Raw genomic sequence first — 12,049 nt, 5'->3', positions numbered from 1 at the left:
AAACCATATATTAGTTGGTATATAACGAGTTGTGCAACATTTGAAAAATGACCCGAAACGAATTCAAAAAACATATCGAAAAGACTCTTTCAGAACTAAAACTTTATGCTGAATTACATTCGGGAAAAGAATTGCCAAACGACTTTGAGTTTGAATGGCATTTCGCTGAAAGAATAAAAGCAATTGGAAAAGATAATGTGACTGAATTGATTGCGGAAAAAGTTTATCTCGACGAAAACAAAATTTATCCTTGTGTTGACTTAATCGTGGAAAAGGTAACGGACGAAAATCGGATTTTAATTAGTGGACGAATTGCTGGTTATGAACCAAGAGAATTTGGAAAAGGTTGGAGTAATCGACCTGGACCTTTTATTTATGGAATTGGAAACGCAATATCTACTGACAAAGTGAATTGCAATTCCAAAGAATTTAAAAATATGCTTTATGAAAAAGGATTATTGCATTATAAAACTGAATAAAAAACGTTGCACAACAATGTATAAACACAATTACGGCGGATTCGACTACGTCCGAATCCACTCGGAATTGCTAACATCAGTGCTTAACCGAAAATTATTAACTTTAAATCCGTAACTGACGGTTATATGAGACCGTTGTGGTTAATTATGAAGAAACTTACTTACATATTATTAGCTTTAGTATTTATCAATTGTAAATCTGAAAAAAAAGAAATTTTTCAAGAATACAACGGAGAAATGGTCAAAGTAGAATTTACAGATTCTAAAGCTGATTCACTATTTACTGGTTTTGGCGGAGAGGCTTATGAAAACGGTAAACTAAAATCGTTGTCTTATATTAAAAACGGAGTGCCTGCCGACACATTATTTTACTATTACGAAAATGGAAAAATAAAAGAAAAAGGTTTGGTGGAAAACGGATTTCAAAAAGGCTGGTGGAATTATTACAGAGAAGATGGCTCTCTTAAAGAAAAATCTGAATGGTTAACGTTAAGAGATAGTTTGTATAAAAATCAATCAATATATTTCGACCAAAATGGAGAAATCAAGTATAAAAACAGTTCGTTTTTCAACTTAAAAATTCCAGATACGATTAAGACAGGAAAAAACATAGCGAGTTTTGACTATAATTCAAATATCGAAGTTTACAAAAAGTTAATGTATGTTGTGATTGAAAACAAATACTCGGAAACTGAAATAAAAATGGACACTTTTGGAATTGAAAATGACGACTATCGATTTGGAATTTTTGGATTTAAAAAAGGCAAGCAAAATATTAAAGGACAAATCGTCGAGGAATTATACGAATTTACAAATATCGGAAATGATTCAGCAATCGGAACTGTAAGCGAACACAAAAAATACTTCGAAAAAGAAGTTTATGTTTCGGATAAAAATAACTAACCACAACAACGTGTATAGCACATTGCGATTGAATTTCCTCTCGAAAATTAAATCTTATTAATTATCTTTGGTTTACGGCGAAAAATGATTGCGTCCTTTCCCGCAACTAATCATACACAAGACCGTTACCACACATTTGAGAAAAACAGCATACATATCATTAATTTTAGTCCTTTTACTATCTGCTTGTCAAACTGACAAAAACCTGAAAGGAACTTGGATTGGAGACTATTCTTCATCAACTAATTCAGATATAATTTTTCCAATCCAAAATTTAATAACTTTTGAAAACAACAAAGTTTATGCTCAAGGTTCGTACAGAGATTTTGGAACTGACCAAATTAGAGAAAGTAAAAGAAATCTTTTTTCTGACAATATTGTCTTTAATGATGAATATTCAGAGGATAACCCTTTAGAATATTATGAAATTATAAAAGTAAACGCAGATTCATTAGTTGTAAAAATTCCAAATAATAACTTTTTGCATATTTACAGAAAGTTGTCAGAAAAATATAAGAACAACCAAAAAGCTGAACTGACTGGAAAAAGATTTTCTTGGAAAAATGAAATCTTTCAAGACACTATTTACTTTGTAACCGACTCAACTTTTGAGAGAAAATCAAATAAAGACTCAAGATTTAAAACATCTCGCTGGGAACGAATTAAACACAAAGGATTTGACATCTTATTTTTGGACGGAGATGTTCCTTACTTAATTGAAAACAAAAAAGAAAAAACGATAGAATTAAGGACATTCCACAAAACTGAATTAAAACATACATTGACAGAGTTGGAATAAAAAAACGTGTGGTAACAATGTATAACCACAATTACGGTGGATTCGACTGCGTCCGAATCCACTCGGAATTGCTAACGCCAGTGCTAAACCAAAAAATTTGCTTACTTTAACCCGTAACTGATGGTTATACGAGACCGTTGTAGTGCATTTGATAAATGAGCGAAATTTCAAGAAACATACAAGATGAATTATATAAAGTTTGGTCAGAAAAAGGACTTCTGCCGAATTTTGAAAAATGGGTTTATAAATCAACCGAATTAAAGGAAAACTTAAATCCGAATTTCTATTACGAACTTCTTTCTTTCAATTACAAACAAAAAAATGCACATCCCGAATTAAAAAAACTTATTGAAAATCAAATAAGTCAAAGCGACATTGAAAAGTGGAAAATCACGAAAGATTTGTTAAAAGCAAAAAACCGAACTGAAAACTACTCGAAATCGATACGAAATTTTTATTCTATGTATTGTAAAGGTTATGATTTTATGGACAATTTAGCATTCGAATATGGTTTGCTTTTAGAATGTCCATATAGTTACTACAAAGCAGAAACCTTTGACGAACTGACTGAAACACAAAAAGAAACTTTATTAAACAAATGCTATCCAGATATTATTCTTGAAATTGAGAAAGTTTTAAACTGGATAGAAAATGGAAAAATAAAACTAATCGGACAAACGAATGAGTTTGGAAAATTGGAATATATTGACAATAGAACTGATTTAGAAAAGAATAATTACAAAGAGAAAAATAAAACGGTTGAGAAAGGAAATTGGTGGGAATTTTGGAAATAAAAACGCACTAAAACAATGTATAACCGCAATTACGGCGGATTCGACTACGTCCGAATCCTCTCGGAATTGCTAACGTCAGTGCTTAACCGAAAATTATTAACTTTAATCCCGTAACTGACGGTTATACGAGACCGATATATGTAATTAAAGTGAACTCAATAAATTTAAAAGTAATCTTAAAATTTATACTAGGTCTTATACTTTCAGTAGGTCTTTTTACGGTCTCAATTTATTTGACTGATTTATTAAATGACAGGTTACCTCTATATGTTGGCATTGTGATAATTTCAACTCTGAGTTTTCTAATTAAAAGAAAAAAAAAAAAACCACTGACATATGGATTCTTGGTTGGATTTATACCAATAGCTATAATAATAGCAATATTTACAGCTGTTAGTTCACTTCATTAAACAAAGCATGAAAAACAAACTGCATACAACACGATATTTAGCAAATTGAGCGATTAGTGCTTAATCCAAAGATTGTTTTGTCTGTTTGCAAAGACGCCAAATCTTTTGATTTGGTATTAAAAGAGAAAAATTAAAACGAAATAAAAAGATTTGGCTTGTGACTAAACCGAAAGTAATTGCTTATTTTCTGCCCAACTTACCATATATTAAACGCCTCAATACACAATTAAGAACAGTAAACTCTCTATGAAATGTTTTAACCATCCTAATTCAGAATCCGTTGGAATTTGTAAAAACTGCAATAAAGGAATATGTCATGAATGTTTAACAGAACTACCTAATGGAATAGCATGTACCAACTCTTGTGTTGAAGAAGTTACTCTAGTAAATCAATTGATTCACAAAAACACAAGATCTAAGAATACTGCTGTTGGAGCATATTTAAGATATGCGCTACTCTATGGGTTAATGGGTTCCGCTTTTATTCTATATGAAGTTCTTACCAAAAAAGTACTTGGATTTACGACTATAATAGGAGTTTTGTTTTTAGTTGGTGCTTTTTTTCATTTGTTTAATGCTAAAAAACAGAAGGATCGGTCATAAACGCACATAACAACGTTTATAACTCATTACAACGGAATTCCTTATTTAGTACTACCCATAACATAAAAAAATCAATTAAAAATTGACATTAACCATAAATGAAATAACATCTGAGCAGCAACTTGATAAGCTTTTTAATTCTCATCAATGCAACTTTTATATTGATCTAAGCAGTTATCGAAAAACAAGATACATAGAAGATAAAACCTATGATGATTTTATTAAATACCGACTAAACTTTGAGCCTTATATTCAAATTGCAAAAGTGTGCTCAATGCTTAATATTCATATTTACAGAAGCAGGTTTACTAATCGATTTTATATTGGCTTCTTTAATACAGGTGGACATGCACCTAGATTTGAAATTAGACCCATACGATTAGAGGATATTAAAAATTACAGTTATATACAAGATATGTTTTCTAATCATGCCCAAAAGTTGAGTTGGGGAATTGATATAAATGAGAACTATGATATATAAACAATAAATTTTGTCTGCTATAATTATAAATCTATTAACTATCTTTCAATCACTTAAAAAAACCATATTAGAGACTTATACTTTTTATTTTAAAACTATTGGTAAGTAAATCATAAACCACATGAATCCTAAAGTTACTGCGTATTTAGACAATTTAAACAGATGGCAAGAAGAATTGACACTACTGCGCAAAATTGTACTAAATTGTAACTTAACAGAAGCTTACAAATGGAAACATCCTTGTTATACTTATAAAAATAAAAACGTAGTTATCATTCACGATTTTAAAGATTACTGTGCCATTTCATTTTTAAAAGGCAGTTTGTTAAAAGACACAGAAGGTATTCTAATTCAACCTACAGAAAACATACAAGCCAGCAGACAAATAAGGTTTACAAAACTCAATGAAATTAAAACCCTTTCAACCATAATTAAGCACTATATTTTTGAAGCTATTGAGGTTGAAAAATCAGGACAAAAAGTAACCTACAAGGCACTTTCAGATTACGATATACCTGCTGAATTAGAAGAGCAGTTTCAAAATGATAATGACTTTAAAAATGCATTTAGCAACCTAACTCCAGGAAGACAAAAAGGATACTTGCTATTCTTTAACAAAGCCAAACAATCTAAAACCAAAACCAATCGGATAGAAAATAACAAGCAACGTATTTTAGATGGCTATGGACTAACAGATTGTACCTGCGGACTCTCTAAACGAAAACCAAATTGCGATGGCTCTCATAAGCAATTAAACGCATAGAAGATGAACTCTGACATTACACTTTATAATCAAAACCAAGAAGATGGAGCACGAGAAATCTGTGAGCAATTGTCTACTATTCTTTATCAATTATTACCTAATGCCGAAAACAAAATTTGGCACAGACATCCTGTATGGTTTTTAGAAGGTAATCCTATTGTAGGTTACAGTAAACTTAAAGCTGGTATACAACTTATGTTTTGGAGTGGCGCAAGCTTTGAAGAAGAAGGTTTAAAACCTGGAACCGGAAAATTTAAAGACGCATCTAAGCTCTATACTTCTATAGATGAGATTAATCTCGAAGACTTAAACCGTTGGATTGAAAAGTCTAAATTAATTCAATGGGATTATAAAAATATCTATAAACGCAAAGGTGTGTTACTTAGACTCAAATAATTAAAGAAACATTCTTGAATATTTATGAACTCAACCCAACTAGCCAACAGACTTGGAGAAGTTATTTTAAACGGCAGATGGATCGCTAACACTAACATTAAAGATCAAATAGAAAACTTAGATTATACCATTGCCAACAAACAAGTTAAATCGCTAAATACCATAGCAATTTTAACGCAACACATACACTACTATGTGTCTGGTATAAAAAACGTTTTTATTAGCGGCAACTTAGAAATAAGAGACAAGTTTAGTTTTGATTTTCCTCCTATAACATCACAAAAACAATGGAAATCGTTTCAAAATCTATTTTGGAAAGACACCGAAGAATTAATTCAGCACATCAGTGATTTATCAGATTCTGAACTCAAAAACCCATTTGTAGATAAAAAATATGGCAACTACCAACGCAATATCGATGGCTTAATAGAACATGCTTATTACCATCTTGGGCAAATTGTACTGATAAAAAAGATGATTGAATCGTCTTATATCACATGATTAAAAATCATAAAAAAATGGCAAATGGCTCCACCAAGCACAAACAAATGCCATATAACATGATTATAAGGAATCTTTTGAATAGCGTAAAAAACTATACCAACAGTATAAAACAAACCACCTGCAAATAACCACAATACTCCAGTTGGTCCTATTGCTTCTGCGAGGTTAGAATAATCAAAAACAATTAACCATCCCATTACAAGGTATAATAGTGTAGAAAACAACTCAAACCTACCTGTAAAGAAAAGCTTTAAAATCAACCCGAAAGCTGCAATTCCCCAAACTACCCAAAACAAAGGCCATCCTAAACTATCTCTAAGTAAAACTAATAGTACAGGAGTGTAAGTGCCAGCAATAAGTAGATATATACTTATATGATCTACAATTCTAAAATAGTGTTTGCGCTTCTCACCTTTTACAGCATGATAAAATGTTGATGCTAAAAACAAAATGATTACAGAAACACCATAAACAATAACACTAAAAAGACTCCAAGGTTTTGTATTGTTATCAGAAAAAATGATGAGTAAAACTAAAGCGGCAATTCCTAAGGCTGCACCAATACCATGAGACCAAGCATTTAGTTGTTCCTCTAGTTTGGTTTGTGTACGCATGTGCTATTCAGATTTGTTAGATGATTTCTTTTTGGGTTTAGACCATTTATTTACACAGGCATAATAGTCTATTTCAAATGCTGGTTCTTGTTTTTCTAATATGCCATTTTGAAAAGCGCGCTGTAAAATATCTTCAATTAAATAGTCTTCTTCTACGGCCAAAGGATCAAACTCTTTTTTCAAAGAAATATTAAATAATTTTGCCGTACTATTAAACCAAAAGGCACGCCAACCATTCCGCAGTTCCTTAATAAGATCAAAAGTTGTTTTTCCTGTTTGTCTATGTATAAGCTTTACTAGTATTTGACCTTCAGTTTTTGTTAGCTTTTTTAATTCTGCCGAAAACTCATCTTCAATATACCTCTGTATAACCTTTGCATACTTTTTTCTATCGCGTTTTCGCTCTAACAGATCTAAGCGTTTTTGTAAGGTTTCTAAACGTTCTGCTGCTAATTTAGCATACGGAAAAACCTTTAGAGTTTTTCGTCTTAAAACAATATATCTAATGCGTGCTTTTCTGTCTTCAAAACTAAGATTAGGAAGCATTAACACTTCATCTAACTCTACTTCGGTTACAGGAATAGAATCTCCTTCAATAATCATATAATGTACCGCTGTAGAATCTTGCTCCACAGGATCTTCCTGAGCAAAAACTAAAGCTGAAAACAGCAACATTATGTAAGTTATATACTTCATATTGAAATTGATATCTAAAACTGTTCCAAACCACAAATTTCAGAGAATTCAAAATTAACAATTATTACTTCCTTAACCCTAAAATCATATTAATATTATTATTTTTAAGAAAAATTTTTACGAATGGCTAAAAAGCAATTACTCAATAAAAAGTCTATGGACTTTTTAGAAAAATATTTAAATAATGCCTCGCCTACAGGTTATGAATGGGAAGGGCAAAAAATATGGATGGATTACCTAAAACCGTATGTAGATGAATTTATTACAGACACTTACGGAACTGCTGTTGCAGTAATAAACCCAAAAGCTAAATACAAAGTTGTTATAGAAGGACATGCTGATGAAATTTCTTGGTACGTTAACTACATCTCTGATAATGGTTTGTTGTATGTGATAAGAAATGGAGGTAGCGATCATCAAATAGCTCCTAGTAAAGTGGTTAATATCCATACCAAAAACGGCATTGTAAAAGGTGTTTTTGGTTGGCCAGCAATACATACCAGAAACAGAGCCAAAGAAGAAGCGCCAAAACCAGACAACATTTGCATAGATATAGGTGCTGCAGATAAAGAAGAGGTTGAAAAAATGGGTGTTCATGTAGGTTGTGTTATTACGTATCCTGATGAATTCCACATCTTAAATAACGACAAATTTGTTTGTAGAGCACTAGACAACAGAATGGGAGGTTTTATGATTGCTGAAGTAGCTCGACTACTTCACGAAAACAAAAATAAATTACCATTCGGGCTGTACATCACAAATTCTGTACAAGAAGAAATAGGATTGCGTGGTGCTGAAATGATTACACAAACTATTAAGCCAGATGTTGCTATTGTTACAGACGTAACCCACGATACTACAACACCTATGATAGACCCTAAAAAACAAGGTTTAGCAAAAATTGGGGATGGTCCTGTTGTTGCTTATGCTCCTGCTGTGCAACAAAAGCTTAGAGATTTAATAACAGATACAGCTGAAGAAAAGAAAATTCCTTTTCAACGTGCAGCATTATCTAGAGCTACAGGTACAGACACAGATGCCTTTGCATATAGCAATGGTGGTGTAGCTTCTGCCCTAATCTCTTTACCATTACGCTATATGCATACCACTGTAGAAATGGTTCATAAAGACGATGTTGAAAACGTGATAAAGCTTATTTACGAAACGCTTCTAAAGATTGAAGACGGAGAAACGTTTAGTTATTTTAAATAATTAAAAGACGGTCTGAAAAGCCTTTTGTGTTGTCTATCTGAACTCGTTTCAGATTCTGAAAATTAATTCAGAATGACAATTATATTTTTTTTCAGACCGTCTTCATTTTTTATATGGACGAATATATTGATATAGTCACTCCAACAGGAGAACCAACTGGTAAAACAGCACTTAAATCTGAAGCGCATAAAAACGGTTGGTACCATAACACTATTCACCTGTGGCTTTATACCAAAAAAGGCGAAATTCTTTTACAACAACGGTCTCATAAAAAATCTATTCATCCACTGCTTTGGGATGTTTCTGCAGCAGGACATATTGATGCTGGCGAATCGTTTACTCAAGCTGCCATTAGAGAAACCAAAGAAGAGCTTGGTTTTGCCTTAGAAGCTAAAGACTTAACTAAAATTGGCACTAAGCTTTATGAAAGTTCTTATGCTAACGGAACTATTCAAGACAATGAATTTCATCAGGTATATATTGCTGAACTTACAGCAAACATCGAAGATTTAACACCTCAAGACGAAGAAGTTGAAGCTATAAAACTAGTAACTTTTAAAGCGTTTGAAGAATTGTTAGCCAACAGTGAAACAAACAATCACTTTATACCAACCAACAAGTCTTATTATAATTTTATCTTAGATGCAATAAAAGCCCAACTAGAACTATGAACTTAATTCTTTGTGCTGTAGCACCTATATTCACAATAATAATCTACATTTATTTTCATGATAAATATGAAAAAGAACCGGTTGGTCTTTTAATTGCTAATTTTCTATTTGGTGCAATAGTTAGCATTATTATTGTAACTATCCTTTATATTTTTACAGGACGATTTCTTCCTATCACAGACGAGTACAGTATTTGGCAACAATTTATTCAAGCATTTGTAGTTGTAGCATTATCAGAAGAATTTAGTAAATACGTCATTGTTAAGTATTTTGCTCAACCCAAAAAAGCCTTTAACGAGCCCTACGACGGCATCATATATGCCGTAATGGTATCAATGGGTTTTGCCTGTACAGAAAATATACTCTACGTTATACAAGGTGGTTATGGTACTGCTATTCTTAGAGCTTTTACTGCTGTGCCTGCGCACGCTACATTTGGAGTTTTAATGGGCTATTTTATGGGTTTAGCTAAGTTTTCAAACAATAGAGTTAAGCTCAATATAATTGGGCTATTTTTAGCTGTATTGTTTCATGGAGCCTATGATTTCTTCTTATTTATAGGGTTTATTCCAGGAATTTCAATTGGTGCTTTTGTGTCCTTAATCATTGGCATAATCCTATCAAAAAAAGCTATTCGTCGACATCAAGATAATTCCACATTCAAAACTGATTAAGTATTATCTTTTCATAACATCTTAAAATGTTATAATACCTTAAAGTCTTTTAGTAAACCTGATTTATTTCATATTTTAGAAGTCCAATTAAAATTAACTTAGTCAAAGTTTAATAAACCTCTAAATATGTATAAAGCAAAAGTTAATGCTTCTTTTGAGTTTGAAGTAACCCAAGAAGCAGTAAACCAACTTGATGCTGTTGAGACCTCAACAAACGAGTATCATATTATTCAAAACAACGAATCTGTAAAAGCTACAATTCTTAACTCCGATTATAACAAGAAAACCTATAGTGTTAAGGTAAACAACAATACTTACAATGTTGTACTCAACGATACTTTAGATCAGCAAATTGCTGCATTAGGTTTTGAAATTGGTGCTGCAAAGCAAGTCAACGATATCAAAGCACCAATGCCTGGCTTAATCTTAGAAATTAATATTGAAGAAGGGCAAGAAGTTAAAGAGAATGATCCGTTATTAATTCTTGAAGCTATGAAGATGGAAAACGTCATTAACTCTCCAAGAGATGGTGTTATAAAATCTATTGCTGTTAGCCAGGGAAATACTGTTGAAAAAAATGCACTTTTAATCGAATTCGAATAAAATGAAAAAAATATTAGTTGCCAATCGTGGCGAAATTGCAATTCGTGTTATGCGAACTGCAAAAAAAATGGGAATAAAAACAGTTGCAGTATTCTCTGAAGCTGATAGAAATGCACCACACGTTAAATTTGCAGACGAAGCCGTTTGCATTGGTCCAGCACCTTCTAATCAATCGTACCTTAAAGGAGATAAAATTATCGAAGTGGCTAAGTCACTTAATGTTGATGGTATTCATCCTGGATACGGATTTTTAAGTGAAAATGCTGATTTTGCTGAATTATGCGAAAAAAATGATGTTATTTTTATAGGACCACGTTCTAAAGCCATAAAAATGATGGGAGACAAATTAGCGGCTAAAGATGCCGTTAAAGACTACGATATCCCAATGGTTCCAGGTGTAGATCATGCTGTTACAGACCCAAAAGAAGCGGTTGAAATTGCACAACGCATAGGCTTACCTATCTTAATAAAAGCTGCTGCAGGTGGTGGCGGAAAAGGTATGCGTGTTGTTGAAAAAGAAGCTGATGTTGAAAGCCAAATGAAACGTGCTATTAGCGAAGCTACTTCAGCATTTGGTGATGGCTCTGTTTTTGTAGAAAAGTATGTGGCTTCACCCAGACACATCGAAATACAAGTAATGGCAGATACGCACGGAAACATAGTTCATGTTTTTGAGCGCGAATGTTCTGTGCAAAGACGTCATCAAAAAGTTGTTGAAGAAGCTCCTTCTGCAGTGCTTTCTCCAGAGTTAAGAGAAAAAATGGGACAAGCAGCTATTAATGTGGCTCGTGCTTGCGATTATGTTGGTGCTGGTACGGTTGAGTTTCTTTTAGATGCTGATCATAATTTCTATTTCCTTGAAATGAATACCAGACTACAAGTAGAGCATCCTGTTTCAGAGTGGATTGCTGGTGTAGATTTAGTAGAACTTCAAATTAAAGTAGCTCGTGGTGAGGTTTTACCACTTAAGCAAGAAGACCTTAAAATTAATGGTCATGCCTTAGAACTTCGTGTGTATGCAGAAGACCCAATGAACGATTTCTTACCAAGTGTTGGTAACTTAGAAGTGTACCAATTACCTGTCGGAAATAATATTAGAGTAGATAATGGTTTTGAAGAAGGTATGGATGTACCAATCTATTACGATCCCATGCTATCAAAACTCATCACTTATGGCAAAACACGTGCAGAAGCCATAGAACTTATGATAGAAGCTATAGATAACTATCATGTAAAAGGTGTACAAACAACATTACCTTTTGGGCGTTTTGTTTGTGAACACGAAGCTTTTAGAAGTGGTAACTTTGACACACACTTTGTAAAAAAGTACTACTCACCTAGCCTGCTAGAAGCGCAACACAAAACTGAAGCTGAGATTGCTGCACAATTAGCATTAAAGCAATATTTAGAAGATCAAAAATTGTTAAGACTACCTAATTAAGATACT

At 32.7% G+C, this 12,049-nt stretch carries 16 protein-coding genes; 14 read left to right on the top strand and 2 right to left on the bottom strand.

The window, feature by feature from the left end:
• Positions 1–47 precede the first annotated feature (47 nt).
• From P7122_RS14945 to P7122_RS14905, 9 genes are all read left to right on the top strand, one after another.
• Positions 48–479: a hypothetical protein gene (locus tag P7122_RS14945; protein ID WP_278006606.1), complete on the top strand. Its 432-nt coding sequence runs from the start codon at positions 48–50 to the stop codon at positions 477–479.
• Positions 480–626: 147 nt separating this feature from the next.
• Positions 627–1,382 (top strand): toxin-antitoxin system YwqK family antitoxin, encoded by a 756-nt coding sequence (locus P7122_RS14940; protein ID WP_278006605.1) that lies wholly within the window; start codon positions 627–629, stop codon positions 1,380–1,382.
• Positions 1,383–1,518: 136 nt separating this feature from the next.
• The gene (locus tag P7122_RS14935) at positions 1,519–2,181 is read left to right on the top strand and encodes a hypothetical protein (protein WP_278006604.1); all 663 of its coding nucleotides are present in this window, start codon (positions 1,519–1,521) and stop codon (positions 2,179–2,181) included.
• A gap of 155 nt (positions 2,182–2,336) precedes the next feature.
• Positions 2,337–2,975 carry a hypothetical protein gene (locus tag P7122_RS14930; protein WP_278006603.1) on the top strand — a complete coding sequence of 213 codons (639 nt, stop codon included), beginning with the start codon at positions 2,337–2,339 and terminating at the stop codon, positions 2,973–2,975.
• A gap of 656 nt (positions 2,976–3,631) precedes the next feature.
• A complete protein-coding gene (locus P7122_RS14925; protein ID WP_278006602.1) occupies positions 3,632–3,988 on the top strand; it encodes a hypothetical protein in 357 nt (118 codons plus the stop codon).
• 82 nt (positions 3,989–4,070) lie between these two features.
• Complete coding sequence (locus P7122_RS14920; protein ID WP_278006601.1) at positions 4,071–4,469, top strand: hypothetical protein; 399 nt, start codon at positions 4,071–4,073, stop codon at positions 4,467–4,469.
• Between the two features lie 121 nt (positions 4,470–4,590).
• Complete coding sequence (locus P7122_RS14915) at positions 4,591–5,232, top strand: DUF1801 domain-containing protein (protein WP_278006600.1); 642 nt, start codon at positions 4,591–4,593, stop codon at positions 5,230–5,232.
• A gap of 3 nt (positions 5,233–5,235) precedes the next feature.
• Positions 5,236–5,628, top strand: coding sequence for a DUF1801 domain-containing protein (locus P7122_RS14910; protein WP_278006599.1), 393 nt, complete (start codon positions 5,236–5,238; stop codon positions 5,626–5,628).
• Between the two features lie 24 nt (positions 5,629–5,652).
• Positions 5,653–6,129: a DUF1572 family protein gene (locus P7122_RS14905; protein WP_278006598.1), complete on the top strand. Its 477-nt coding sequence runs from the start codon at positions 5,653–5,655 to the stop codon at positions 6,127–6,129.
• Here P7122_RS14905 and trhA read toward each other — a convergent pair.
• Positions 6,117–6,746, bottom strand: coding sequence for a PAQR family membrane homeostasis protein TrhA (trhA, locus tag P7122_RS14900; protein ID WP_278006597.1), 630 nt, complete (start codon positions 6,744–6,746; stop codon positions 6,117–6,119). The genes P7122_RS14905 and trhA overlap by 13 nt on opposite strands.
• A 3-nt stretch (positions 6,747–6,749) precedes the next feature.
• A complete protein-coding gene (locus tag P7122_RS14895) occupies positions 6,750–7,442 on the bottom strand; it encodes a DUF4294 domain-containing protein (RefSeq protein WP_278006596.1) in 693 nt (230 codons plus the stop codon).
• Between the two features lie 123 nt (positions 7,443–7,565).
• Here P7122_RS14895 and P7122_RS14890 point away from each other — a divergent pair, with 123 nt between their 5' ends.
• The 5 genes from P7122_RS14890 to accC all read left to right on the top strand — a co-directional run bounded on the left by P7122_RS14890 (position 7,566) and on the right by accC (position 12,043).
• Entirely contained in the window at positions 7,566–8,654 is a 1,089-nt protein-coding gene (locus P7122_RS14890) for a M42 family metallopeptidase (protein WP_278006595.1), read from the top strand.
• 113 nt (positions 8,655–8,767) lie between these two features.
• Entirely contained in the window at positions 8,768–9,325 is a 558-nt protein-coding gene (locus P7122_RS14885; RefSeq protein ID WP_278006594.1) for an NUDIX hydrolase, read from the top strand.
• Entirely contained in the window at positions 9,322–9,999 is a 678-nt protein-coding gene (locus tag P7122_RS14880) for a PrsW family intramembrane metalloprotease (RefSeq protein WP_278006593.1), read from the top strand. Before P7122_RS14885 ends, P7122_RS14880 begins: the two co-directional genes overlap by 4 nt.
• Before the next feature lie 126 nt (positions 10,000–10,125).
• A complete protein-coding gene (locus P7122_RS14875) occupies positions 10,126–10,602 on the top strand; it encodes an acyl-CoA carboxylase biotin carboxyl carrier protein subunit (RefSeq protein WP_278006592.1) in 477 nt (158 codons plus the stop codon).
• A 1-nt stretch (position 10,603) separates the two neighbouring features.
• A complete protein-coding gene (gene accC / locus P7122_RS14870) occupies positions 10,604–12,043 on the top strand; it encodes an acetyl-CoA carboxylase biotin carboxylase subunit (RefSeq protein WP_278006591.1) in 1,440 nt (479 codons plus the stop codon).
• The last annotated feature ends 6 nt before the right edge of the window (positions 12,044–12,049 follow it).

Origin of the sequence: Winogradskyella marincola (assembly GCF_029624125.1) — a bacterium.
GTDB lineage: Bacteria > Bacteroidota > Bacteroidia > Flavobacteriales > Flavobacteriaceae > Winogradskyella > Winogradskyella marincola.
The sequence above is the reverse complement of the archived record's forward strand: the minus strand, read 5'-3'. Positions and strand labels throughout refer to the sequence as shown.

Coding starts and splice junctions, on each gene's coding strand:
- P7122_RS14945 (WP_278006606.1), top strand. CDS start 48: ATGACCCGAAACGAATTCAAAAAACATATCGAAAAGACTCTTTCAGAA.
- P7122_RS14940 (WP_278006605.1), top strand. CDS start 627: ATGAAGAAACTTACTTACATATTATTAGCTTTAGTATTTATCAATTGT.
- P7122_RS14930 (WP_278006603.1), top strand. CDS start 2,337: ATGAGCGAAATTTCAAGAAACATACAAGATGAATTATATAAAGTTTGG.
- P7122_RS14925 (WP_278006602.1), top strand. CDS start 3,632: ATGAAATGTTTTAACCATCCTAATTCAGAATCCGTTGGAATTTGTAAA.
- P7122_RS14915 (WP_278006600.1), top strand. CDS start 4,591: ATGAATCCTAAAGTTACTGCGTATTTAGACAATTTAAACAGATGGCAA.
- P7122_RS14910 (WP_278006599.1), top strand. CDS start 5,236: ATGAACTCTGACATTACACTTTATAATCAAAACCAAGAAGATGGAGCA.
- P7122_RS14905 (WP_278006598.1), top strand. CDS start 5,653: ATGAACTCAACCCAACTAGCCAACAGACTTGGAGAAGTTATTTTAAAC.
- trhA (WP_278006597.1), bottom strand. CDS start 6,746: ATGCGTACACAAACCAAACTAGAGGAACAACTAAATGCTTGGTCTCAT.
- P7122_RS14895 (WP_278006596.1), bottom strand. CDS start 7,442: ATGAAGTATATAACTTACATAATGTTGCTGTTTTCAGCTTTAGTTTTT.
- P7122_RS14890 (WP_278006595.1), top strand. CDS start 7,566: ATGGCTAAAAAGCAATTACTCAATAAAAAGTCTATGGACTTTTTAGAA.
- P7122_RS14885 (WP_278006594.1), top strand. CDS start 8,768: ATGGACGAATATATTGATATAGTCACTCCAACAGGAGAACCAACTGGT.
- P7122_RS14880 (WP_278006593.1), top strand. CDS start 9,322: ATGAACTTAATTCTTTGTGCTGTAGCACCTATATTCACAATAATAATC.
- P7122_RS14875 (WP_278006592.1), top strand. CDS start 10,126: ATGTATAAAGCAAAAGTTAATGCTTCTTTTGAGTTTGAAGTAACCCAA.
- accC (WP_278006591.1), top strand. CDS start 10,604: ATGAAAAAAATATTAGTTGCCAATCGTGGCGAAATTGCAATTCGTGTT.